This is a genomic window from Peribacillus sp. N1 (genome assembly GCF_054600815.1).
This window is the reverse complement of record NZ_BAAHZO010000003.1, coordinates 280,012-303,193: the sequence shown is the minus strand read 5'-3', so window position 1 is coordinate 303,193 and position 23,182 is coordinate 280,012. Positions and strand designations below refer to the sequence as shown.

24 protein-coding genes and 1 riboswitch are annotated in these 23,182 nt (G+C 41.0%); of the genes, 21 read left to right on the top strand and 3 right to left on the bottom strand.

Annotated features, from left to right (window positions below; genetic code table 11):
• The first annotated feature begins 7 nt into the window (after positions 1 to 7).
• The 5 genes from flgL (at position 8) to ACYP5M_RS14390 (ending at position 3,562) form a co-directional block, all read left to right on the top strand.
• The gene (gene flgL, locus ACYP5M_RS14410; RefSeq protein ID WP_452444681.1) at positions 8 to 886 is read left to right on the top strand and encodes a flagellar hook-associated protein FlgL; all 879 of its coding nucleotides are present in this window, start codon (positions 8 to 10) and stop codon (positions 884 to 886) included.
• A gap of 44 nt (positions 887 to 930) precedes the next feature.
• Entirely contained in the window at positions 931 to 1,506 is a 576-nt protein-coding gene (locus tag ACYP5M_RS14405; RefSeq protein WP_101223761.1) for a DUF6470 family protein, read from the top strand.
• Positions 1,507 to 1,517: 11 nt separating this feature from the next.
• Positions 1,518 to 1,973 carry a flagellar assembly protein FliW gene (fliW, locus tag ACYP5M_RS14400; RefSeq protein ID WP_452444680.1) on the top strand — a complete coding sequence of 152 codons (456 nt, stop codon included), beginning with the start codon at positions 1,518 to 1,520 and terminating at the stop codon, positions 1,971 to 1,973.
• The gene (csrA, locus tag ACYP5M_RS14395; protein WP_260358761.1) at positions 1,961 to 2,194 is read left to right on the top strand and encodes a carbon storage regulator CsrA; all 234 of its coding nucleotides are present in this window, start codon (positions 1,961 to 1,963) and stop codon (positions 2,192 to 2,194) included. The genes fliW and csrA overlap by 13 nt, the downstream gene beginning before the upstream one ends.
• 138 nt (positions 2,195 to 2,332) lie before the next feature.
• Entirely contained in the window at positions 2,333 to 3,562 is a 1,230-nt protein-coding gene (locus ACYP5M_RS14390) for a flagellin N-terminal helical domain-containing protein (protein ID WP_459735186.1), read from the top strand.
• Positions 3,563 to 4,048: 486 nt separating this feature from the next.
• Here ACYP5M_RS14390 and ACYP5M_RS14385 read toward each other — a convergent pair whose 3' ends face one another.
• Positions 4,049 to 4,861: a DNA endonuclease gene (locus ACYP5M_RS14385; RefSeq protein ID WP_459735239.1), complete on the bottom strand. Its 813-nt coding sequence runs from the start codon at positions 4,859 to 4,861 to the stop codon at positions 4,049 to 4,051.
• A 207-nt stretch (positions 4,862 to 5,068) separates the two neighbouring features.
• Here ACYP5M_RS14385 and flaG point away from each other — a divergent pair, with 207 nt between their 5' ends.
• The 7 genes from flaG to ACYP5M_RS14350 all read left to right on the top strand — a co-directional run bounded on the left by flaG (position 5,069) and on the right by ACYP5M_RS14350 (position 9,454).
• Positions 5,069 to 5,431: a flagellar protein FlaG gene (gene flaG, locus ACYP5M_RS14380; protein WP_459735185.1), complete on the top strand. Its 363-nt coding sequence runs from the start codon at positions 5,069 to 5,071 to the stop codon at positions 5,429 to 5,431.
• A 14-nt stretch (positions 5,432 to 5,445) separates the two neighbouring features.
• Positions 5,446 to 6,957, top strand: a complete 1,512-nt coding sequence (locus ACYP5M_RS14375; protein WP_452444677.1) for a flagellar hook-associated protein 2 — start codon at positions 5,446 to 5,448, stop codon at positions 6,955 to 6,957.
• A gap of 24 nt (positions 6,958 to 6,981) precedes the next feature.
• Positions 6,982 to 7,383: a flagellar export chaperone FliS gene (gene fliS / locus ACYP5M_RS14370; RefSeq protein ID WP_452444676.1), complete on the top strand. Its 402-nt coding sequence runs from the start codon at positions 6,982 to 6,984 to the stop codon at positions 7,381 to 7,383.
• The gene (locus ACYP5M_RS14365) at positions 7,383 to 7,727 is read left to right on the top strand and encodes a flagellar protein FliT (protein ID WP_230176151.1); all 345 of its coding nucleotides are present in this window, start codon (positions 7,383 to 7,385) and stop codon (positions 7,725 to 7,727) included. The genes fliS and ACYP5M_RS14365 overlap by 1 nt, the downstream gene beginning before the upstream one ends.
• 253 nt (positions 7,728 to 7,980) lie before the next feature.
• On the top strand, positions 7,981 to 8,538 hold the full coding sequence (hpf, locus tag ACYP5M_RS14360) for a ribosome hibernation-promoting factor, HPF/YfiA family (protein WP_137016562.1): 558 nt from the start codon (positions 7,981 to 7,983) through the stop codon (positions 8,536 to 8,538).
• 297 nt (positions 8,539 to 8,835) lie between these two features.
• Positions 8,836 to 9,033, top strand: a complete 198-nt coding sequence (locus ACYP5M_RS14355) for a hypothetical protein (protein ID WP_157831063.1) — start codon at positions 8,836 to 8,838, stop codon at positions 9,031 to 9,033.
• A 163-nt stretch (positions 9,034 to 9,196) separates the two neighbouring features.
• Positions 9,197 to 9,282: riboswitch (cyclic di-GMP riboswitch) on the top strand.
• A 31-nt stretch (positions 9,283 to 9,313) separates the two neighbouring features.
• Positions 9,314 to 9,454, top strand: a complete 141-nt coding sequence (locus ACYP5M_RS14350; protein WP_452444675.1) for an anti-repressor SinI family protein — start codon at positions 9,314 to 9,316, stop codon at positions 9,452 to 9,454.
• Between the two features lie 148 nt (positions 9,455 to 9,602).
• Here the strand turns inward: ACYP5M_RS14350 and ACYP5M_RS14345 are convergent, their stop codons facing one another.
• The gene (locus tag ACYP5M_RS14345) at positions 9,603 to 9,926 is read right to left on the bottom strand and encodes a helix-turn-helix domain-containing protein (RefSeq protein WP_063233922.1); all 324 of its coding nucleotides are present in this window, start codon (positions 9,924 to 9,926) and stop codon (positions 9,603 to 9,605) included.
• A gap of 420 nt (positions 9,927 to 10,346) precedes the next feature.
• Here ACYP5M_RS14345 and secA point away from each other — a divergent pair, with 420 nt between their 5' ends.
• The 9 genes from secA to ACYP5M_RS14300 all read left to right on the top strand — a co-directional run bounded on the left by secA (position 10,347) and on the right by ACYP5M_RS14300 (position 21,858).
• Entirely contained in the window at positions 10,347 to 12,860 is a 2,514-nt protein-coding gene (gene secA, locus ACYP5M_RS14340; RefSeq protein ID WP_459735184.1) for a preprotein translocase subunit SecA, read from the top strand.
• 171 nt (positions 12,861 to 13,031) lie between these two features.
• A protein-coding gene (gene prfB, locus ACYP5M_RS14335; protein WP_230176154.1) for a peptide chain release factor 2 occupies positions 13,032 to 14,130 on the top strand; the annotation gives its coding sequence in 2 pieces (ribosomal slippage) (positions 13,032 to 13,094 and positions 13,096 to 14,130; 1,098 coding nt in all).
• A 156-nt stretch (positions 14,131 to 14,286) separates the two neighbouring features.
• A complete protein-coding gene (locus ACYP5M_RS14330) occupies positions 14,287 to 15,150 on the top strand; it encodes a YitT family protein (protein ID WP_434168100.1) in 864 nt (287 codons plus the stop codon).
• Between the two features lie 49 nt (positions 15,151 to 15,199).
• On the top strand, positions 15,200 to 15,541 hold the full coding sequence (cccB, locus tag ACYP5M_RS14325) for a cytochrome c551 (RefSeq protein WP_434168099.1): 342 nt from the start codon (positions 15,200 to 15,202) through the stop codon (positions 15,539 to 15,541).
• Between the two features lie 293 nt (positions 15,542 to 15,834).
• Complete coding sequence (gene ftsE, locus ACYP5M_RS14320; RefSeq protein WP_061141190.1) at positions 15,835 to 16,521, top strand: cell division ATP-binding protein FtsE; 687 nt, start codon at positions 15,835 to 15,837, stop codon at positions 16,519 to 16,521.
• A complete protein-coding gene (gene ftsX, locus ACYP5M_RS14315; protein ID WP_434168098.1) occupies positions 16,511 to 17,404 on the top strand; it encodes a permease-like cell division protein FtsX in 894 nt (297 codons plus the stop codon). The genes ftsE and ftsX overlap by 11 nt, the downstream gene beginning before the upstream one ends.
• Before the next feature lie 94 nt (positions 17,405 to 17,498).
• Positions 17,499 to 18,887 carry a murein hydrolase activator EnvC family protein gene (locus tag ACYP5M_RS14310; RefSeq protein ID WP_434168097.1) on the top strand — a complete coding sequence of 463 codons (1,389 nt, stop codon included), beginning with the start codon at positions 17,499 to 17,501 and terminating at the stop codon, positions 18,885 to 18,887.
• Between the two features lie 141 nt (positions 18,888 to 19,028).
• Positions 19,029 to 20,453, top strand: a complete 1,425-nt coding sequence (locus tag ACYP5M_RS14305) for a S41 family peptidase (protein ID WP_434168096.1) — start codon at positions 19,029 to 19,031, stop codon at positions 20,451 to 20,453.
• A gap of 211 nt (positions 20,454 to 20,664) precedes the next feature.
• The gene (locus tag ACYP5M_RS14300) at positions 20,665 to 21,858 is read left to right on the top strand and encodes a PDZ domain-containing protein (protein WP_260358756.1); all 1,194 of its coding nucleotides are present in this window, start codon (positions 20,665 to 20,667) and stop codon (positions 21,856 to 21,858) included.
• A gap of 168 nt (positions 21,859 to 22,026) precedes the next feature.
• Here ACYP5M_RS14300 and ACYP5M_RS14295 read toward each other — a convergent pair whose 3' ends face one another.
• Positions 22,027 to 23,016: an ABC transporter substrate-binding protein gene (locus tag ACYP5M_RS14295; RefSeq protein ID WP_434168095.1), complete on the bottom strand. Its 990-nt coding sequence runs from the start codon at positions 23,014 to 23,016 to the stop codon at positions 22,027 to 22,029.
• Positions 23,017 to 23,182 lie beyond the last annotated feature (166 nt).

Genomic DNA, 23,182 nt, shown 5'->3' with positions numbered 1-23,182 from the left:
GACGAATATGCGGGTAACGCAATCGATGCTAACCAATAATATGCTGAGCAATTTAAGCAGCAGTTACGAAAAGATGTCCAGGCTGCAAGAGCAGGTTTCCTCTCAAAAGAAGTTCTCCAAGCCTTCCGATAACCCTGTTGCGGCCATGATGGGAATGGGGTACAGGACAAACCTCAATCAAATAGGGCAGTATCAAAGTAACATTGCCGAGGCGACCAATTGGATCGACAGCACGGATGATGCCATTACTGAAAGTGTTTCCGCCCTGCAGCGGATTCGTGAATTAACCGTTCAAGGCAGCAATGGCACGTATGAAGGGGAGCAACTTAAAACAATTACTGAAGAAATTAAACAATTAAAAGAACATCTCATAACTCTAGGCGACACACAGATTGGCGGGAAGTATATCTTTAACGGCCAGGATACGAATGTGAGACCGTCGTCCGTTAAAGATGGGAATGGAAATACCGTGTATGGCACAGGGGACATAAACCTTGAAGTTTTTTCGGGGATTTCCCTTAAAATCAATACGGACGGTTCCAAGATTTTTGGTGATGCACTAGCTGCCGGCGGAAGCATCGACCAGACAATCGAGGCACTCGAAAACGGCGGGGACGTGAGCGACACACTGGAAGGACTTGACGCAACGATAAATACTTTCTTAGGCATGCAGGCACAGGTTGGCGCAAGGCAGAATCGGATTGAGCTGATGACGGACCGTCTCAAGCAGCAGGAGGTTTTTGCCACTGAAATCCTTTCGAAAAATGAGGATGTCGATATCGAAAAGGCGATCATGGATTTGACGACCCAGGAAAGTGTCCATAGTGCTGCTTTAAGCATCGGAGCAAAGATCATGCAGCCGAGTTTATTGGATTTTCTTCGCTAAGCTATTCTTAAATGGATAGCTTTTTTCTATAAGGAGTGTTGATAATGCAGATTCCGCAAATTAGATTGCAAACCACCCCAATGAAGATTGGAGTGAATATAGAACAGCCTGTACAGCAGATCGAACAGAAGGCTGCGGTCCAATCAATCAAACAGCCGCAAGCGATCCTCGAGATTCAAATGACCCCAGGCAAGCTGACGATCGATCAGTCACAAGCAAGGGAAGACATGGATTTGAAAAGCCTTTCAGTAAGAGTCGATGAATTTGCGGAGCAGGGATACCAGGATTGGCTGGCGGGTATGGCAAGACGTGCCCAGCAGGGAACTGAGCTGAGGCATATTGAAAAAGGGGGTAATCCACTCGCTGAACAGGCTAGGCAAAACAGCAAAGGCCCTGAGAAGCAGTTCAATCTCGGCTGGATTCCCTCTCCATTCAGCGTAAAGCTTGACTACCAGCCAGCAGAAGTGAAGGTTGAAGCAACCGCCCAAAAACCGATCATTGATGCTCAAATCAATAGGGTTAACCATACATACACACCAGGTAGTGTGAATGTCGAAATTCTACAAAAAAATGCGCTGGATATAGATTTCATCAATTTAAATCCGGATGAGATAAGGTAGTGAAAACATAGATGATTCTACAAACAAAATTTCATGGCGAACTCGAATTGGCAGAGAAAGAGATTTATGTATTTGAAAGCGGGATACCAGGATTTTTAGAAGAAAAAGAGTTTTGCTTGCTAGCTTTGGATGACACGCCCTTTTTCGTCCTGCAATCGATAGAAACAAAAGAGCTTGCCTTCATTGTGACGAATCCATTTGAGGTGTTTCCTGATTACGAAGTGAAGCTTACGGATGAGGTGTTATCTTCTTTACAAATAGAAACGGAACTGGAAGTCATTACTTTCGTCATTTTAACGATTCAAGACCCTTTCAATGAAACGACGGCGAATCTCCAGGCCCCAATCATCATAAACGGCCCAAAAAAAGTCGGAAAGCAATTCATCATGAATGCTAGTGAATACCGTACAAAGCACAAACTGTTTGAACCTCCAGCGGAACAGGGGGGGAAAGGATGCTCGTTTTGACCAGAAAACCAAATGAAGCGATCATGATTGGGGATGATATCGAAATTACGATCCTGTCCGTCGAGGGGGAACAGATCAAACTGGGGATCAATGCCCCTAAAAACGTCGATATCCATAGGAAGGAAATCTACCTGTCCATTCAGCAGGAAAATAGAAAAGCCTCTAAAACAGAAACTATTTTTCTGGAAGGTATAAATGAGTATTTCAAGAAAAAATCGTAAAATCCGCTAAATATGTTTCCATGCAGGTCGATATTAAGTATACAACGATGGGCAGTGAAATAGGCGGCCGACTTAGTCACTGCCCATCGTAAACAACCACATGGACGTGGGGACTTAAGACTCAAGGAGGAAACAAAAATGATTATCAATCACAATATCTCAGCTCTAAACACGCACCGTCAATTATCAAGTGCAACGAATGCACAATCAAAATCAATGGAGAAACTAGCATCGGGCATGCGCATCAACCGTGCAGGCGATGACGCAGCCGGTCTAGCAATCTCTGAAAAAATGCGTGGACAAATCCGCGGATTGGACCAAGCTTCCCGTAACTCACAGGATGCCATCTCATTGATCCAAACTGCTGAAGGTGCATTAAACGAAACGACTGACATTCTTCAACGTATGCGTGAACTTGCTACACAAGCATCAACGGATACTAATACAACTAGTGACCGTGGAGAAATACAAAAGGAAATGGATTCATTAACATCTGAAATCAACCGTATCGGTAATACTACTGAATTCAATACTCAGAAACTATTGAATGGTTCTAAGGATTCTGATACAAAACTTTCTACTGCTAGCTTGACTGGTTCAGGGGCGGCAGGTGCTGTTACAACTGGCGGTACATTAAGTCTTAAAATCGATGGGAAAGATGTCGATGTTACAATCGGAGATGGTGATGCAGCTGCTGATATAGTGACTGCTATTAATACTGCAGCAAATACTGCACTTGGAACAACTGGTGAAGAGTATGCGTCCCTTGATGGTGATGGTGCTTTAAAGCTTGATACCTTAACTGCTGGCGCTAAAGGTTCCGTTGAAATAGTTGGTGCATCTGCTGGTACTGCTTTAGCTGATTTAAAAATAAGTAGTTCTTCTTCTACGGGTACTGATGCTGGCGCAGGTCTTCAATTCCAAATCGGTGCAAATGAAAACCAAAGTCTGACACTTGAAATCGATGACATGCGTGCTAGTAATCTAGGATTAACTGGTATTGGTGATGGATTCACTGCAACTACAAATGTAAGCAATGGTACAGATTCTAAAGGCGTTGAATCCGGTCTGGATGTTTCTAATGCTAAAAATGCATCTGCAGCAATCACAGTTATTCAATCTGCAATTGACACTGTATCAGCTGAACGTTCTAAACTAGGTGCTAACCAAAACCGATTAGAGCATACGATCAACAACTTAGGTACTTCTTCTGAAAACCTGACTGCTGCTGAATCACGTGTTCGTGATACAGATATGGCTAAGACTATGATGGAGCAAACTAAAAACTCTATCTTGGCGCAAGCATCTCAAGCAATGCTAGCTCAAGCAAATTCCGCACCTCAAGGAGTTTTACAACTTCTGAGGTAAATTTGAAGGGCGTTTTATCCAGTAATGGATAAAATTATGACTGGGTGAATTGCTGGAACTTCCTAAAGCTGCATCAACCACAACGTAACTGGAAACGGTAAGCGTGATGGTCTGAAAATGATGGAGATGACATAATGGATAATCAGCAGCCAAGCTCCTTTGAGGAAACTCTGGAGAAGGTTCAACGACTAGGATATACAGTCTAAGGTGAAAGCTATGGCAATGAAATCCGTAGGGTGGCAAAAGCCATTCGAAGTGCCCAGCCCCTTATAAGATAAGGGTGAAGATATAGTCTGTTCTATGATCGAAAGACATAGTCGCAAAGCAAGCGAACCAACAACCACAAGGAGTTTTACAACTTCTTCGTTAATTTTAGATTACCTGAAAGAGACTCTAGTTTTACTAGAGTCTCTTTTTTTATCGAAAAATATAAAGGATCGGTTAGATTAACATTATTTAGCTCCAAAATACTATCACGTTTTGGCGTTAGTTTAGTTTTTTTATTTCTTGCCATTTATAAGTAACGGACCAATAACTTCTTTTTAGCATCTTTGCAATTTCATTTGTTGTATAACCATTTTCTTTAAGTTGTCTTAGTAATTTAATTTCATCTGGAGAATAGGGTTTAGAGCGATCTGAACTGCTGGTAAGAATCGTGTAATCAGGATACTTAGATTTCCACCTGAGTATTTCTTTTTGATTTCGGAATTCCCAAGAGGTTTTATATAACATGGAAGAACAAGTTTTTGCTACAGGTTCGATTAGTTCGAGGAAACGAAAAGTTTCTTTAACAGAAGTAGTTTTTAGAATATATCCATATCCATCTTTACGAGAGCTCAGCTTTAAGGATAAATGATATGTGGTAAATATATGTTCTTTTAGTTTCTCTAATTCGTCTTTAGGATAACATTGAAGGTAAAGGTAAATATGCGGTGTGAGGTAAATAATTTTTTTATTATGATTTACCCTGTATGAGATGCTTAAAGAGCCATCATCCATGTATAGAATAGTTAGGAAATGTGGTAAAATGCAATGTTTCAATAATGTGAAGGGGAGATGTTTAGTTCCATCATCACTGTAAAAGTGTGGGAATAAATTGGTGAATAATTCTAAAGAAGCGGAACGGACACATTGGCTTGCCGGAGTGATATATAATAATCCATCAAAAAAGGAAATTTTCCATTTTCGATAATCTCCCTGAGATGTGCCGTAGTGCTCCCGGTAGCTGTTGTTCTTTCTCCTGCTATTTTTATAAATTTTCGTGATTTCATCGTCACTTATAATGCTGGCATATAATATATTTTTCTGGATTTCAGTAAGATTAATTATGAAAACCTCCTTATATAAGAGTGTAAGCTCATCTTCTTAATCCCATTTTATAATGTTATCCCCTCCGATAGCGAATGTTTGTTCTCTATTTAATAATAAATCCTTTGTATGTACACTGTAAAGTTCCATTTCGGAACCGATATAAAAAGTAAAGATATCATATTGGGGGCTATTTAGATGCTGGAGAGTTTGTCCACAAATATCCTTTCCTCACAACTTAGAACAGCAATCTCGGAAGGAATCAGTTCATTTTATCAGCGGGAAATGAATACGCTAGCCTATTCGGAGCAAAGTGTGGAATCTACTGATATGCCATCAAAAGAAAATGTGCAGGAAATGGTGGATAGTTTGAACACCTTCCTGAATCCGAAACATACGGCGGTTCGTTTTGAATATCATGAGAAGCTGAATGAGTACTATGTCAAGGTAGTGGATGATGTAACGGATGAGACGATCAGGGAAATTCCCCCGAAGAAGTTATTGGACTTCTATGCGGCAATGACGGAGTTTGTCGGCATAATGGTGGATGAAAAAATATAAGCGGGTGATCAATTTTGGTACGAATCAGTGGTTTAGCAAGCGGGATGGACATTGATGAATTAGTTAAGAGCATGATGCAGGCAGAACGGGTGCCATTGGATAAACTGACACAGAAAAAGCAGTATTCCGAGTGGCAGCGCGATGATTACCGTTCGATAAATACAGCTTTATCAGAATTGGATACGCTCATTCGTGATGGAATTGGGAAGCAGTCTTCCTTCATTAAAAAGAAGGTGACGGTATCGAATCCAGATGCTGTATCAGTGAGAAATGTGAATTCGACCAGTGATTTTTCCGGGAATATAAAAGTGAATGGACTTGCCAAGGCAGCAACCATGACAAGTACAGAAAAAACAGCTGTTACCGACCCCAAAAAGAAACTATCGGAATTGGGAATCACGACTCCTCAAGATATTACGATACTGTCCATCAATAAGGATGGCGGTTTTGATACGGAAGTAAAAGATGGCGCAACAGTGGAAAAACCGTACACTCTTACCCTTAATGCGGACGATACGTTAGAAAGTGTAATAAATAAAATTAATGCAAACTCGGGAGTGACTCTATTTTTCGATGAAACGTCCCAGAAGTTTTCCATCACTGCTAAAAATACAGGTGATATAAAAGATCGGCCTGAAATTGAGTTAGGGAGTACCGGAGATTTCTTCAATGTGCTAAAAATGAGCAGTAACAATGAAGGAACTGGCGGCACAATAGGGGAAAATGCATCGATTACTTATAATGGACTGGACATTTCCCGGCCTTCGAATACGTTTCAGATTAATGGAGCGGAAATAACGGTAAAGCAAAAAACGACGGATACAGTCACATTCTCATCAACAGCTGATGTGGATGCCATCCTGGACACGATCACTCAGTTTGTGAATAAATACAATGATGTCATTAAAAAGGTTCAAGATAAAACGGGTGAAGCTAAATATCGCTCCTTTACCCCGCTTACCTCTGAGCAAAAGAAGGCAATGACCGAGGATGAAGTGAAGCTGTGGGAAGAAAAAGCGAAGAGCGGAACGTTAAAAAGCGATTCGACGTTAAAAAGCCTCCTGATCACAATGAGGTCATCCCTATACACCTCGGTGGATGGGATCACAGGAAAAAACAATCTCAGCAGTTTGGGGATCACCACCACCAAAAATTATTTGGAGGGCGGTAAATTAACGATTGATGAGGACAAGCTCCGGGCAGCCATTAGTGAGGATCCGAATGCGATTTATGATATGTTCATGGCCAATGGGCCAGAAAAGAGCGACAAAGGCCTCGCGCGCCGGTTAAGGGATGATATAGAATCATCAATGAAGGCGATTACTGAAAAAGCCGGAAAGGCCGGATTTGTTAATAACAATTTTACAATCGGAAAATTGGTTGATGGGCTGAATAAGAAGATTTCAACATTTGAGGCAAAGCTAACGAAATTGGAATCGCGCTATTACAACCAGTTCACGGCGATGGAAAAAGCGATTCAAAAGGCAAACAGCCAAAGTGCATCGTTAGCTTCTTATTTTAGTTAAGGTAAGTCGGAAAGGAAGTTAAATATGGCAATAAATAATCCTTATCAATCGTATCAGCAAAATTCAGTCAACACAGCATCCCCGGGAGAGCTTACATTAATGCTTTATAATGGCTGTTTGAAGTTCATCATGCTTGGGAAGAAGGCCATTGAAGCAGGAAATATCGAAGCGAAGAATACGAACATCATCAAGGCGCAAAATATCATCCGCGAATTGATGGTGACGCTGAATATGGATGCGGATGTATCCAAAGCTATGATGAGTCTATATGATTTCATGAACCGGCGTCTGATAGAAGCGAATATGAAAAATGATGTTTCTACCTTGGAAGAAGTGGAGGGCCTTGTTACTGAGTTCCGGAATACTTGGAAGGAAGTAATTCAAATCAATCGGAAAAAACAATTTACCCAAAGCGGTCAAGTGTAATGGTGATTAGGACCTTTCATGATTTGACTGTTGAATTACTTGCCGTTCTGGAAAATCACACGATTACAGAGCGTGATGATAAAATAGAAAGGATCACAAAGCTGATCGATCAGCGAGATGGACTTCTTTCTCGAATCAAACCGCCTTTTACTGCAGAAGAGCAGCAGCTGGGACGTGCAGCACTGTTGCTCAACCAAAAGGTCGATCACTTGCTGAAGCTCCAAAAGCAGGAGATAAAGCGGGATATCCAGGAAATAAACAAGAAGAAACGATCATCTAATAAATACACGAACCCGTATGAAAGTCTATCAGTGGATGGTGTGTTCTATGATAAAAGAAATTGATTATACGACCGTTTGGATTCCAAAAGGTTTTTATGTTAATTATTTTTAAATTTTCTGTAAATAAAATAGGCTTAATTTTTTCTTTATAGCATAGCATTTGATATAATGAAGCTAGGGCAGACATCAACCCCTTTCCAAACCTTCCGACAATTGTTTCATTATTTCGACATATTTCATGATGTGTTTCTAAAAGGAACCGGAGGGGTATTGTAGAATCTAACTGTATAGTCTTAATTTAAGGAGGACTCACTTTATGAATTACAACGTACGCGGTGAAAACATTGAGGTAACTCCAGCAATTCGAGAATACGTCGAAAAGAAAATTGGCAAGTTAGAACGATATTTTAACAATACACCAGATGCAAATGTGTTAGTGAATTTAAAAGTGAACAATAATACATCAAAGGTCGAAGTGACGATTCCCATGCAGAATTTGGTTCTTCGTGCTGAAGAGGAAAATGCGGATATGTATGCTGCCATTGACTTGATCAATGATAAGCTTGAACGCCAAATTCGTAAACATAAAACGAAGGTCAATCGTAAGTTCCGGAACAATCTATCAGCTGCACCAGATGCATTCGCCTTCAATATGGAAGTTGACGAAGTGGTGGATGAATTCGAAGACGATAATGATATTGAAGTGGTCCGCAATAAGCGCTTTGATTTAAAGCCGATGGACAGTGAAGAAGCGATTCTACAAATGAATATGCTTGGTCACAGTTTCTTCGTTTACACGAATGCGGATACTAATACAACGAACGTAGTGTACCGCCGAAAAGATGGACGCTATGGATTGATTGAACCTAGTTAATTATTATTCTAAGATCAAAAGCACAGCCCAGCCTTTGGGTTGTGCTTTTTTAATGCCTGTTGATAGAATTCGTTTGAAAAGGAAAAGAATGATTGCTTCTTTTGTTCTCTATAAAATACAAATCAACGAAAAATCCTTTTGAAGAACAATTATTGTTCTTTATTAAGATAAATAGTCAGTTTTACCTATTTAATAACCCCCTTCTTTTGCACTATACTCAAATTGTAAGTTCTTTAAAAAGAACGGCTGATTTTTTATATAAAACAATTTGATCAAGGTGCAGAGGGGTTGGATTACTTGTATCGAAAGAATTGCCATACTTGCCATAGGGCTTCTTTTAGCAGTGCGGAATATGGAAAGTGGCTTTGCCCGACCTGCGGTGAGGATTTAACTGCGCAAAAAGCCTTGGATGCACTTACAATGGAGAGAATCAATACAAAGCAACGAAATATTAAGAAGAGCAATATTCACTATTATACAAAAAAACGAAAATGAATTAGTCTATGATAAATTACCTGCACTATGAATTTTCTTAATTTTGTAATAATTTGTCGGATAAAAGTTTTTGCATTTAGGTAGATTACCGACATAAAATAGCAATATATGGAGTGGGTATCCGTTATAATATGATTATAAGTAATGTATTTGGTAATAAATACCACGACAAAGGCAAACTTATTGAAAGATGAGGGCGCAAAGGCACAGGTCTAAGGTCCTCGAGACTATGATGGCTGGTCTGCCTGAAATACAAGGAGTATTTTAGGAGGTAGAAGAGGTGGCTAATGTGGAAGTGGATCAAGAATGGGTGAAATTGATTTCAGAAGCAAGGAGCTTGGGTTTCAAAAAGGAGGAAATCAGTGCTTTTTTGAAACGGGAAAGCCTTGAGGTAACATTAGAGGAGAACAATGGAAAATAGCTTACGAAAAAGTTCGAGAACATCCCTATAAACAGTAATTCGATTCATTAGCTGTTTATAGGGTTTATTCTTCCTTGAGATTCTACAAGTCTAGCTTATTCAAACTGTATTCTTCAGGATTATGTAGGTAAACTAGTGTACTACCACTCTACTCTTCTTTATCTTTTCTCCATTTATTAAACTCGATGAATTCCCTGAATTGTTGTTTTGAGACACCCGAATTCATGGCTTCCTCAACGATTTTCATCCAGTCAGTGTCCAAGGTTTCCTTATTTGGTGCATCATAAAGCAGGGCATCAACAGGAATGTTTAGTACGGCGGAGATTTTTTCAAGAAATTGAATAGAAGGATTCGTTTGTAAGTTCCGCTCGAGCGAACTTAAATAAGACTTTGCCACACCCGCTTTATCGGCAAGTTCAGTCATCGACATTTTCTTTTCTTCTCGCAGTTTTTTTACACGTTCACCAATCATCAATACCACCTCGAAACATGTTCTATTTATCTTCCGCTAATAAGTGTCAGTAGCCAATCTTATCATTCAAAACAAGACGACTGTAAGGTTGGATTACCTTGACATGCTATCGCTAGAGAGGACACACAGCATCTAGTGATGGAAGGTTATGGATAATTCTCATTTGCATATGGAATAGTGGGGAGTTAGCAACATATTTTTTATACTTCCTTCTATTTTAACAGTTTTACTCCTCATTTATCCATTGTTTTTCGCAAGAATTGAATTCAGGTCTATACCAGGGAAGTGACATGAAGTTGTACCTCTATGATAGAAGTGGTAAAATTAAGCGTGCATTAGTAATAATAGAAGTGTGTTTCTTCTTACTTATATGAATTTTGTCATTGAACGATCATTACCATAATAGAGGAGCGTTATTGAATGCTTAATATATTAAATAAAGTTTTTGATCCGAATAAGCGAGAAATCAAACGTTTAGAAAAAATCGCCGATCAGGTCGAAGCGCTGGCTGATGAGACGGCGGGGTTATCGGATGAACAGTTGCGTGCCAAAACGGGTGAATTTAAAGAGCGTTATCAAAATGGGGAAACCGTTGATGATTTGCTTGTTGAGGCTTTTGCGGTTGCACGTGAAGGGGCAAAGCGTGCTCTGGGTTTATATCCTTACCGTGTTCAAATCATGGGTGGGGCATCACTTCATGATGGAAATATCTCCGAGATGAAAACAGGGGAAGGTAAAACCTTAACATCCACCATGCCGGTTTATTTAAACGCGCTTACCGGTAAAGGTGTACATGTCGTTACTGTCAATGAATACTTGGCACACCGTGATGCCACCGAGATGGGTGTATTGTATGATTTCCTTGGTTTGACCGTCGGGTTGAATTTGAACAGTCATTCTAAAGAAGAAAAACAGGCGGCGTACAATGCTGACATTACGTATAGTACGAATAATGAGTTAGGTTTTGATTATCTTCGTGACAATATGGTGTTATATAAAGAACAAATGGTACAGCGCCCGCTGCACTTCGCTGTCATTGATGAGGTCGATTCGATTTTGATCGATGAGGCAAGAACGCCATTGATCATTTCCGGCTCCGCACAAAAATCGGCTCAGCTGTATATCCAGGCCAATGCGTTTGTAAAAACCTTGAAAAAAGAAACCGACTACACATATGATGAAAAGACAAAAGGTGTTCAGCTGACGGAAGATGGGATGAATCGAGCTGAAAAAGCGTTTAATATCGATAATTTATTCGATATTAATCACGTTACTTTGAATCATCATATCAATCAGGCGTTAAAGGCACATGTTTCCATGCATTTGGATGTGGATTATGTTGTCCAGGAAGGCGAGATAGTCATCGTTGACCAATTCACTGGCCGTTTGATGAAAGGCCGCCGTTACAGTGAAGGTCTCCACCAAGCGATCGAAGCGAAAGAAGGACTTGAGATTCAAAATGAAAGCATGACTCTTGCGACGATTACATTCCAGAACTATTTCAGGATGTATGAAAAGCTTTCAGGTATGACCGGAACAGCCAAAACGGAAGAAGAAGAATTCCGCAATATTTATAATATGAATGTAATTGCGATCCCGACAAACAGGAATATCATCAGGGACGACAGGGCAGATCTTATATACGCGACAACTGATGGCAAATTCAAGGCTGTTGTGGAAGACATCGCCGAACGCTATACAAAGGGTCAGCCTGTGCTTGTCGGTACGGTTGCCATCGAAACATCTGAAGTCATATCTGCCTATTTATCAAAAAAAGGAATCCCTCACGATGTTTTGAATGCCAAGAACCATGAGCGTGAAGCGGAAATCATTGCGAATGCAGGTAATCAAGGCTCAGTTACGATCGCTACGAACATGGCAGGGCGCGGTACGGATATCAAGCTTGGAGAAGGTGTCAAGGAGCTTGGGGGCCTTGCTGTAATCGGTACGGAACGTCATGAAAGCAGGCGTATAGATAACCAGCTGCGTGGTCGGTCCGGCCGTCAGGGAGATCCAGGGGTCACTCAATTCTATTTATCAATGGAAGATGAATTGATGCGCCGCTTCGGTTCGGATAACATGAAAAACATGATGGCGCGCCTTGGTATGGATGATTCCCAGCCAATTCAAAGCAAAATGGTGACAAGGGCCGTTGAATCCGCACAGAAACGGGTCGAAGGCAATAACTTCGATTCACGTAAGCAATTACTGCAGTATGATGATGTTCTCCGTCAACAACGGGAAATTATCTATAAACAGCGTTTCGATGTCATGGAAAGTGACAACTTACGTGAAATCGTCGAAACGATGATCACGGCATCCATCCAGCGAAATGTTGTCGCGTTTGCACCAATGGGTGATGAGGAAGGCTGGAATTTACAAGGCCTTGTCGATTACCTGAATGGTAACCTATTCAATGAAGGTTCAATCACTTTAGCTGATTTGGAAGGGAAAAATGAATCGGAATTGGTTGAGTTCATTTTAGCAAAAGTGAAAGAAAGCTATGACCAAAAAGAAGAAGAGCTATCTGAAGAACAAATGCGTGAATTCGAAAAAGTAATCGTTCTTCGTGCCGTCGATAGCAAGTGGATGGACCATATTGATGCGATGGAGCAATTGCGCCAAGGGATCCACCTTCGTGCTTATGGCCAGATTGATCCGCTTCGTGAATATCAATCAGAAGGTTTCGCAATGTTTGAAGCGATGATTGCTTCAATGGAAGATGAAGTCGCAAAATACATCATGAAGGCCGAAATCCGAAACAATTTGGAACGTAAGGAAGTCATAAAAGGACAAGCGGTCAATCCGAAGGAAGAAGACGGGGGAAAAGTGAAAAAAGCCCCTGCCCGTAAAAAGGAAGACGTTGGCCGAAACGCGTTATGCCCATGCGGCAGCGGTAAAAAATATAAGAATTGCCATGGCAATTTAGGTTAAAGTTAGGTGTATAATGATTATGGGACGGTTAAGTGTAAGGCTTGCCGCCTCTTTTCATGTTTTGTTTGCATAAAGGTATACATTTGCATATAGTTTGTAGAGGTTTTATTTGTAATGAAGGGAATCCCTCTTCAGGGATTTTTTTTAACATACTTAATGAGGTGAAGAGAAATGGAATTAGCAGAAATTAGAAATGAACTTGAACGGACAGCGCAACGATTAACGGACTTTAGGGGGTCTCTTTGACTTAGATGAAAAAGAGGCACGAATCGCACAGCTAGAAAATGAGATGACACATCCCGATTTTTGGAATGATCAGCAAAAGGCACAAACTGTCATCAATGAAACGAATGGTTTAAAAGAACAAGTCAATCAATTATCCGACCTGAATGAATCATATGAAAATCTGGATTTGACATATGAATTAGTGAAAGAGGAGAACGATCAAGAACTTTTAGCGGAGCTGGAAGAAGAGATCACGGTTCTTGCACAAAAGATGAACGACTTTGAACTTCAACTTTTACTAAGTGAAGAATATGACTCGAAAAATGCCATTCTTGAACTGCATCCTGGTGCAGGCGGAACGGAGTCCCAGGATTGGGGTTCCATGCTGCTGCGCATGTATACAAGATGGGGTGAAAAAAGAGGCTTTAAAGTGGAAACCCTTGATTACCTTCCAGGTGATGAAGCTGGTATCAAGAGTGTCACTTTAATTTTCAAAGGCCATAACGCCTATGGTTATTTGAAAGCGGAAAAAGGGGTACACCGTCTTGTTCGTATTTCTCCTTTCGATTCCTCAGGACGACGCCATACTTCATTCGTTTCATGTGAAGTCATGCCGGAATTCGATGAAACGATCAATATAGAAATACGTACGGAAGATTTGAAAGTCGATACGTACCGGGCAAGTGGTGCAGGTGGTCAGCATATCAATACAACGGACTCGGCAGTCCGGATCACCCATATACCTACGAACACCGTGGTAACGTGCCAAAACGAGAGATCTCAAATCAAAAACAAGGCCCAAGCAATGAATATGCTGAAAGCCAAATTGTATCAACGTGAAATTGAACAGCAACAAGCGGATTTGGATGAAATCCGTGGTGAGCAAAAGGAAATTGGCTGGGGAAGCCAAATTCGTTCTTATGTTTTCCACCCGTATTCCATGGTTAAAGATCACCGTACCAGTGCGGAGACCGGAAACTTGGGAGCAGTCATGGATGGGGATATCGATATGTTCATTGATGCGTACCTGCGTTCAAAATTATAAGATCAGCCAGTCGGACCGGTTTCCCCGGTCCGGCTTTTTTGTGTTTTTTTCTTTTTAACGAATCTTCTGGCTGACATTTACAGGATTGAAAAGGGATGCTCTACCTCGTTCGGCCAATACTAGATAATAATGATGGTTCGAGGAGACTTATGCAAAATGAAGAAAAGATACCGGGAGCAGAAGCACCCTTTAATTCAAAAGTTAACGGAGTATGGATTGGTGATTGTCGGTTCATCCATAATTGCCATTGGTTTTAATGTATTCTTACTGCCTAACCAGGTCGCATCTGGCGGGGTCAGCGGGATTAGCACGATTCTCGATTCAACACTCGGTTGGGAGCCAGCCTACGTCCTTTGGGGTTTTAATATCCCTTTGTTCATTGCAGGGCTTATTATCCTTGGTAGACATTTTGGAGCCAAAAGCTTGATTGGAACCTTATTTCTGCCTTTAGTGGTATTTCTGACAAAGGATTGGGATGCATGGACGAATGATGCATTGCTTGGTTCAATTTGCGGGGGGATGATGGTCGGACTTGGGTTGGGGATCGTCTTTCGCGGGAAGGGTTCCACAGGGGGGACCGATTTGGCGGCACAGATTTTCCATAAGTATACCCATCTGTCATTGGGGACCTGTGTGGCTGTCATTGATGGAATCATCGTTTTAAGCGCTGCCATCGTTTTTGATATTGAAAAGGGGCTTTATGCATTGATTGGATTGTATGTGACAAGCAAGACGATCGACCTCGTCCAGATTGGATTGAACCGTTCGAAGATGTCATTAATTATCACGAATAAAGAAATGGAAGTAAGGGATGCTATCATACATGAGCTGGACCGGGGTGTAACAGGCATATCCGGGTATGGCGGCTATACGGATGTTACTCGTCCAATTTTGATGTGCGTAATAGACCAGTCGGAATTCACCAAATTGAAACAATTGGTGAAACTCGTTGACCCTAAAGCGTTTGTAATTGTAATGGATGCATCGGAGGTACTTGGGGAGGGTTTTAAACTGGATTGAAATTGGTATAATGTTCTTGTGCTGGTATAAATCAGAGGGGGTAAATTCAATGAAAATGAAGTGGTTAGCCTTAGTTTTGGGTACTTCTTTGGCCTTGGCTGCATGCGGTGGAAACGATGATGCTGCAGATAAAGAGCCTGCAAGTGAAAATAATGAAACGACTACGGCAGGTGCCGGTGATGCCGCAAAAATTTATGAAAACAAATGTTCAAGTTGTCATGCAGTGAATCTTGAAGGCGGCGTAGGACCGAATTTAACGAAGGTCGGTTCTAAGCTATCAAAAGCAGACATCGAAAAAGTCATTGCGAATGGTCAGGGCGGAATGCCAAAAGGTATAATCCAGGGCAAGGAAGCGAGCATGGTCGCTGAATGGCTTGCTGATCATAAATAATTATTAATGAAACGTTCTGCTTAGCAGGACGTTTCATTTAGTCTCCTTTAAATCCTCGAACAACTCACATTTAACCCCCTTTTCAAGCAATCAAATCCTGGAATTATTACATAGATGTTGATATATGTCTAACTGAAATGAAACTGTAATATTTTTTATGCTTAATTTGACAAAATATGATGTTATAATGTTTCTGTGCTCAAGTAAGAGAAATTCCTGTCAGATTTCAGTGAAAATTGTCGAAATAGCTGTCGATACATAGTGATAATCCAAGCAAATTAGGTGGTTTTAGAATGATAGAAATGATAGATGTGAAAAAGACATATCCAAATGGTGTAATTGCCATCAATGGAATCAATGTGAAAATAAAGCCAGGCGAGTTCGTTTATGTAGTGGGTCCGAGCGGTGCCGGAAAATCGACCTTCATCAAAATGATGTATAGGGAAGAAAAGCCTACAAGCGGTAATATCTTGGTCAATGGCCTTAGCCTGCCAAGTATCCGTAATTCGAAAGTTCCTCTATTCCGCCGTAATATCGGTATGGTATTCCAAGATTTTAAACTCCTTCAAACATTCACTGCATATGAAAATGTTGCTTTTGCCATGGAAGTTATTGAAAAGGAACCAGAAGAAATCAAAAAGAGAGTCATGGAAGTCCTTGATCTGGTTGGCATTAAACATAAAGCAAGAATGCTGCCCTCCGAGTTATCGGGTGGAGAACAGCAAAGGGTTGCAATAGCCCGTTCTATCGTAAATGATCCCAAGGTAGTCATAGCCGACGAGCCTACAGGTAATCTTGATCCCGAAACATCATGGGAAATCATGAACATATTTGAAGAAATTAATAAACGCGGAACTACACTTGTCATGGCCACTCATAATAGGGACATCGTCAACAATATTAAACGACGTGTCATTGCCATTGAAAGTGGAAAAATAGTTCGCGATGAACATCGAGGTGATTACGGATATGAAATTTAGAACATTGCTCCGTCACTTCCGTGAAAGTTTTAAAAATATTGGCCGTAATGGATGGATGACGTTTGCTTCAGTCAGTGCAGTAACGGTCACTCTAACTTTGGTTGGCGTCTTTTTAGTGCTCATGATGAATTTAAATCATATCGCGGGAAATGTGGAGAAAGATGTCGAAGTTCGTGCACATATTGATAATGCGGCGAATGATGACGATATAAAAACTATCGGTAAGCAAATTATGGAGATGAACGGCATTGAATCAGTGATCTTCTCTCCAAAGGATGAAGAGCTTACGAATTTAATAGATGATTTAGGAGATAATGGCGAGGCGTTTAAACCATTTGAACAGGATAACCCATTAAGGGACGTTTATGTTATCAAAACCAAATCTCCGCAAGATGTCATCAAGGTGGCAAAAGAAATCGAAGGTTTGGAGTATATCCAAAGTGTTAAATATGGACAAGGCTACGTCGAGAAACTATTCAGCTTTGTTAATATTGCTAGAAACATAGGGATCGTACTTATTGTAGGTTTACTATTTACTGCAATGTTCCTGATATCGAATACGATTAAAATTACCATTGTAGCCAGAAGAAAAGAAATTGAGATCATGAGATTGGTAGGAGCAACGAATACGTTCATCCGTTGGCCATTCTTCTTGGAGGGACTGTGGTTGGGAGTCCTCGGTTCCATTATTCCGATAGGTCTGATTGCAGTACTCTACTATAATCTTTATAAATACGCAGCACCGCAGATTACGTTCAAATTCATCGATTTCCTGCCTGCAAATCCGTTTATTTATCAAGTTTCGGCCATCCTCATCGTAATTGGAGCCGTTATCGGTATATGGGGCAGCTTGATGTCCGTCAGGAAGTTCTTGAAAGTATAAAAGTGTATCTTTGCTCGAAAGCCAAAAGAAGACAGACATAAATAGAGAGACGTTACAAGGCACGGATGTAACGGGTTGAAAGGGGAAATGAATCGTGAAAAAAAATATCATTGCCATGAATGCCTCCATCATGATCGGGTTGGGAAGCATTCTAGCGGCACCTTCGGTTTATGCTGAGTCGATTTCGGACTTAGAAAAACAGAAAGAATCCATCCAGGAAAAACGTTCGGGTGTTGAATCGAATATTTCCGACACGGAAAAGAAAATCGATAACCTGCAGGATAAGCAAATGACAGCAGAAGACCAAATCGCTGCCATTGAAGCAAAAATTGCAGAGTCCGCAAAAAAAATCGATGCTAAAAATGCTGAAATTACACAAACGAAAAAAGAAATCGAGGCATTGAAAGAAGAGATTAAAGTATTAAAAGAGCGGATCGCCAAACGTAATGAAGTATTGAAGGAAAGGGCACTTTCTTTCCAGGAGACTGGCGGGGACGTGAACTACCTTGAAGTATTATTCGGATCATCCAGTTTTGGGGATTTAGTTGACCGTGTTGGAGCTGTAGCGACAATCGCTGAAGCGGACCGCGATATTTTAAAGCAGCATGAGCTGGATAAAAAGGATCTGGAAGAAAAGCAAAATGCCGTTGAAACGAAGCTTGCCAGTTTAGAAGTGGCAAAAGCTGAACTATTGGAAATTCAAAAGCAACAAAAACAGCAGAAGCAAGAAAAGGATGCTTTAGTTAAGAAATTAAAGCAACAAACTGAAAAGCATGAACATGAGAAGATGGGTCTAGAGGAAGAAAAAGCGAATCTTGCTGCTCAAGAAAAGGCCATCAAATCGGCCATCAGCTTAGAGCATCAACGTCTAGCCGAATTGGAAGCAGCTCGTAAAAAAGCGGCAGCCGAAGCGAAAAAACGTGCAGAGCAAGAAGCTGCTCAAGCGGCTGCACAAGCAGCATCACAAGCATCCGAATCAAAAAAACAATCCACTTCTTCAGGATATAGTGCAAAAAGCAACAGTTCATCATCATCTTCACAACCTTCGTCTAATGTAAGTCAAGCGCCAGCGCCAGCAGTATCATCGGGCACTTTCACTAGACCAAGTGCAGGATATGTATCTTCAACAATGGGTGAACGTTGGAATAAACAGCATGCTGGCATCGATATCGCTGCTAGCGGAACGGTTCCAGTTGTAGCGGCAGCCGACGGAGTCGTAAGCCGTTCTTACTTCTCAAGTTCATACGGTAACGTCGTCTTCGTTACCCATTCAATCGGCGGTCAGCAATGGACTACTGTGTATGCACACTTAAGTTCTAGACAAGTAGGCGAAGGTGCTGTAGTTGCCAAAGGTCAACAAGTTGGCATCATGGGTAACACAGGACATTCCTTCGGTCAGCATTTACACTTTGAGCTACATAAAGGCGCATGGAATTATAGCAAGTCAAATGCTGTTAATCCATTAGATTATATACCTAATTAATACCCAATATATGAACGAAAAAACAGATCAGGAAAAATTCCTGGTCTGTTTTTTTGTGTAATGTCATCATTTTCTATAAGCATATTTCTTCCATTCCCCTCATATAGTGAAATACATATCAGGTCAGAAATGGGGATAAATATGGTCAAAAAATGGGTACTTCCTCTAGCAATCGTCATGTCACTAGCCATTGGAGCAGTGGGGGGCATATATTGGACAAGCTTTCCGGCTAAGAATGAAGCAAAGGATGAAAGTCAAGAAATAACGAAGGATAAGGAATGGGCAAAAGTGGAACAAGCTTACGGTTTGATCGTAAGTCAGTATGTAGAACAGGTGGACGGCTCCAACCTGGTGGAGGGTGCCATCCAGGGCATGCTGTCAGCGCTGAAAGATCCTTATTCCGTATATATGGACAAGGAGACCGCCAAGCAATTCAATGAAACCCTGGACTCCTCTTTTGAAGGGATCGGGACTGAAATCGGAATGGAAGATGGTAAGGTCATAATTGTTTCTCCTTACAAAGACTCGCCTGCTGAAAAGGCTGGATTAAAGCCGAAAGATCAAATCCTTAAGGTGAATGGTGAAAGTGTAGAAGGTTTGGATCTGTATGAAACACGCCTGAAAATCCGCGGCAAAAAAGGATCTCCCGTCAAAATGGAAATAAAGCGGGCAGGGGTGGACAATCCACTTGAATTCAATATGGTGCGTGCCGAAATTCCGTTGGATACCGTATTTTCATCAATTAAGGAAGTTGCCGGAGAACAAATCGGTTATATCGAGTTGACCACTTTCTCGGAAAATACTGCGTCTGATTTCAAAAAGCAGATGAAAGAGCTCGAAAAGAAGGGAATCAAGGGCTTGGTCATAGATGTACGCGGCAACCCAGGTGGCCTTCTTTCTAGTGTGGAAACGATTCTTGGCGAGTTTATCACAAAAGACAAGCCTTATTTGCAAATTGCAGAAAGAACGGGTGAAAAACAATCGTTTTTTACAAGCCTTAAGAAAGCGAAAAGTTATCCCATTGCCGTCTTGACGGATAAAGGCAGCGCCTCGGCCTCGGAAATCCTAGCCGGCGCGATGCAAGAGGCGGGAGGCTATCCATTGGTTGGCGAGAAGACCTTCGGGAAAGGCACAGTACAGCAAGCTGTACCAATGGGTGATGGCAGTAAGATTAAACTTACATTATATAAGTGGCTGACGCCTTCAGGGAACTGGATCCATAAAAAAGGGATCGAACCGACAATCAAAGTGAAACAACCGGAGTATTTTGATGCCCATCAGCTGGCCATTGAGAAGGTGTTGCAGCGGGATATGAATGATGAACAAATCCAGTATGCCCAAAGCATTCTGAAAGGACTTGGATTTGAGCCGGGCCGTGAGGATGGATATTATGATTGGAGTACAGAAATCGCAGTAAAAGCATTCCAAAAACAATTTGGCCTGGAAGTGACTGGTAAGCTGGACGCTAAAACCGCAGCACATTTGGAATCCGCCATTCTGGAAAAGATCCAGGATGAAGATAATGATATTCAGTTACGCACGGCTTTGAATTATTTAGTGAAATAACTTGATGGCACCGTTCCCTTGGAGCGGTGCCTCTTTTGCATTTGTTTGAGTTCGCCTGCGAACATGGAGGCAGTATAGGGGAAACTTAAGATAAAGCTACTTTTTCTGCATCTTAATAGGCATGGAGGCTACATTTTTGATAGAATAGGAGGTAACTGACCAGAACGAAATTGACAAAATTTTGATTACTTTTGAGGATGGTGGAAAGAAATTGACAACGGATTGGCTGATAGCATGCTTAATGGGATTAGGAAAACTCTTCCTTCATCCTTTGCTTTATGTTTCGATTGCCTATTGTTTATTCATCGGCTATCTTCGCGTTAAACGGGAACGCCATGATTTTAATACGAAGATCTACAGTTTTTCCATGGAGCTGCGTTCCATGTTACCTCAAGGATTGATATGGGGATTGATCCTTTCCTTCCTTACGTTGGCTACTGGACTCGCCATTCCTATGGCGGCGCTGTTCATCATGGCAGTGGTAACGGTCTTGTCCATGCTATCCATGAAAAGGAGGTTTGTTTCCCCCGTTTATACAGTGGGACTCACCTTCTTTATCCTTTTCTTTTTATATGATAGAGATATCAAGCTTACGTTATTTCAGGATGCCTTTAATCAGCTGGATCGGTCCGTATATCCGACACTTGTCATTTTAATAGGGTTATTACTGATTGCTGAAGGGTTTTTGATTGTTGGCAACGGAAGTAAAAAGGTCTCTCCTCAGTTGGAGGTATCCAAGAGGGGGCAGCCGATAGGTGTGTATGTTTCACAGCGGATCTGGCTAATTCCCATGTTCGTTATGGTTCCTGGAGGACAACTTCCAGTGCCTTTCGAATGGTATCCGGTTTTTTCAATCGGGGACATATCCCTGTCGCCGATCGTACTGCCCATTTTAATCGGCTTTAAGCAAAAAGTGCATGGGACGCTCCCAGAACTGGCCATTAGGGCGCAAGGCAAAAAGGTAGGGGCATTGGGAATTGTGATTACGCTTTTGGCGGCAGTTGGCTACTGGTACCCCCCATTGGCAATCATGACGGCTGTATTAGCAATCCTCGGTCGTGAATTTCTGCATTATTCCCAAAAGGCAATGGATCAAAAGCTTCCTTTTTATTTTTCGAAAAGTAAGCTGGGTGTCCAGATCTTAGGCGTTATCCCTCAATCTCCGGCAGATAAAATGGGGTTGCTAAAAGGCGAGGTCATTTCGAAAATAAATGGTGTCGTCGTCAGGGAAGAAGAAGAGTTATACAGGGCGCTCCAAATAAACCGGGCACATTGCAAGCTTGAGGTCATCGATAATAATGAACAGATACGTTTTGTGCAAAGAGCTCTATTTGACGGGGAGCATTACGAATTGGGCCTCTTATTCGTTGACGATCAATTGAAGGAAAGCGGACAAGTGGGTTAATTGTGATTTTTCATAATCACTTGGAATAGCGTCTTAATTCCAGACTAATAATATTTAAAGATACTTTTATTTCGATGAAGAGACAAAACCTCATTGAAATGAATTTGAAAAAAAGAAACGGCCTTTCTCGATTTATATATCGAGAAAGGCCGTTTCTTATTATGAATATTACTTTTCAAGCATTATTTTTTCTATATCATCTAGCATTTTGTTAGCTGCAATAACACCGCCAGCCGTATTCCAAAATGCGTCATTAACCTCATATGCATTTCCTTTTTTCACTGCATCTAGGTTTTTCCAAAGAGGATCATTTGTCATTTCTTTTGCTGTACTTAGGGCTTGTTTGTCACCTTCAGGTGCGTATGTGAAGTAGAAAATAATATCTCCATCCATTTTAGGTATAACTTCTTTTCCTACCTCAATAGCAAAGTTTCCAAGTTTATTATCTGCAGTAAATAGTTCTTTCTGCTGCTCTGCACGTTTAAATCCTAATTGATCCAAAATTGCTCCAGAGAATGTATCTGTGTAATAAATACGTGTTGTTCCAGCCATAAAACGAACTACAGAAACTTCTTGATTTACCTTATCGCCCAGTTTAGTCTTTACATCTTCTGTGTGGGCATCGAATTCAGCAATTACATCGTTCCCTTTTTCTTCAAGGTTTAATGCTTTTGCATATAATTTAAAGTTTCCTTTCCAATCTGCATTAAGTGTTTCTGAAAAAACAGTAGGAGCAATGGCACTTAATTTGTCATATACGGCTTCCTGGCGAACTTTAGTGCCGATAATTAAATCAGGTTTTAATGCTGCAATTTTCTCTAAGTTTACCTCATGCTCAACACCAACAACTTCAACGTCATCCATATCCTCTTTAATATGATCGTACCAAGGATCTCCAGTCCAAGATTGAGCAGCTCCAACTGGTTTTACTCCTAAAGCTAGTAATGCTTCTGTACCTTCATTTGTTAGAACGACGACTCTTTCAGGCTGTTTTTCTAATTTTGTGGTTCCCATTGAATGCTCAATTGTATAGCTTGTATCTTCTTTTTTGTCATCAACCTTGTTTCCCTCTGCTTGATCATTCGAACTTCCGCAAGCTGCTAGTAGGAAGGCTGCAAATAAAGAAATAATAGTAAAAAGTGATCTAATCTTAAACATCTTATGTATTCCTCCTAATTTGAGCAAATGATAATCATTCGCACTTACCAGCATCATCATAAAATGAATATACTTTTATGTCAATATATAATTGAAAATGATTCTCAAAATCATTGGCATATACAAATTGGACGGCGAGCATTACGAATTAGCATACTGTTTGTTG

Bases quoted from the DNA above. Each gene is read 5' to 3' on its own strand.
- flgL (WP_452444681.1), top strand. From the start codon at position 8: ATGCGGGTAACGCAATCGATGCTAACCAATAATATGCTGAGCAATTTA.
- cccB (WP_434168099.1), top strand. From the start codon at position 15,200: ATGAAAATGAAGTGGTTAGCCTTAGTTTTGGGTACTTCTTTGGCCTTG.
- ACYP5M_RS14330 (WP_434168100.1), top strand. From the start codon at position 14,287: ATGAAGAAAAGATACCGGGAGCAGAAGCACCCTTTAATTCAAAAGTTA.
- ACYP5M_RS14390 (WP_459735186.1), top strand. From the start codon at position 2,333: ATGATTATCAATCACAATATCTCAGCTCTAAACACGCACCGTCAATTA.
- ftsX (WP_434168098.1), top strand. From the start codon at position 16,511: ATGAAATTTAGAACATTGCTCCGTCACTTCCGTGAAAGTTTTAAAAAT.
- ACYP5M_RS14345 (WP_063233922.1), bottom strand. From the start codon at position 9,926: ATGATTGGTGAACGTGTAAAAAAACTGCGAGAAGAAAAGAAAATGTCG.
- ACYP5M_RS14405 (WP_101223761.1), top strand. From the start codon at position 931: ATGCAGATTCCGCAAATTAGATTGCAAACCACCCCAATGAAGATTGGA.
- fliW (WP_452444680.1), top strand. From the start codon at position 1,518: ATGATTCTACAAACAAAATTTCATGGCGAACTCGAATTGGCAGAGAAA.
- ACYP5M_RS14365 (WP_230176151.1), top strand. From the start codon at position 7,383: ATGGTGATTAGGACCTTTCATGATTTGACTGTTGAATTACTTGCCGTT.
- ftsE (WP_061141190.1), top strand. From the start codon at position 15,835: ATGATAGAAATGATAGATGTGAAAAAGACATATCCAAATGGTGTAATT.
- hpf (WP_137016562.1), top strand. From the start codon at position 7,981: ATGAATTACAACGTACGCGGTGAAAACATTGAGGTAACTCCAGCAATT.
- fliS (WP_452444676.1), top strand. From the start codon at position 6,982: ATGGCAATAAATAATCCTTATCAATCGTATCAGCAAAATTCAGTCAAC.
- csrA (WP_260358761.1), top strand. From the start codon at position 1,961: ATGCTCGTTTTGACCAGAAAACCAAATGAAGCGATCATGATTGGGGAT.
- ACYP5M_RS14295 (WP_434168095.1), bottom strand. From the start codon at position 23,016: ATGTTTAAGATTAGATCACTTTTTACTATTATTTCTTTATTTGCAGCC.
- flaG (WP_459735185.1), top strand. From the start codon at position 5,069: ATGCTGGAGAGTTTGTCCACAAATATCCTTTCCTCACAACTTAGAACA.
- secA (WP_459735184.1), top strand. From the start codon at position 10,347: ATGCTTAATATATTAAATAAAGTTTTTGATCCGAATAAGCGAGAAATC.
- ACYP5M_RS14305 (WP_434168096.1), top strand. From the start codon at position 19,029: ATGGTCAAAAAATGGGTACTTCCTCTAGCAATCGTCATGTCACTAGCC.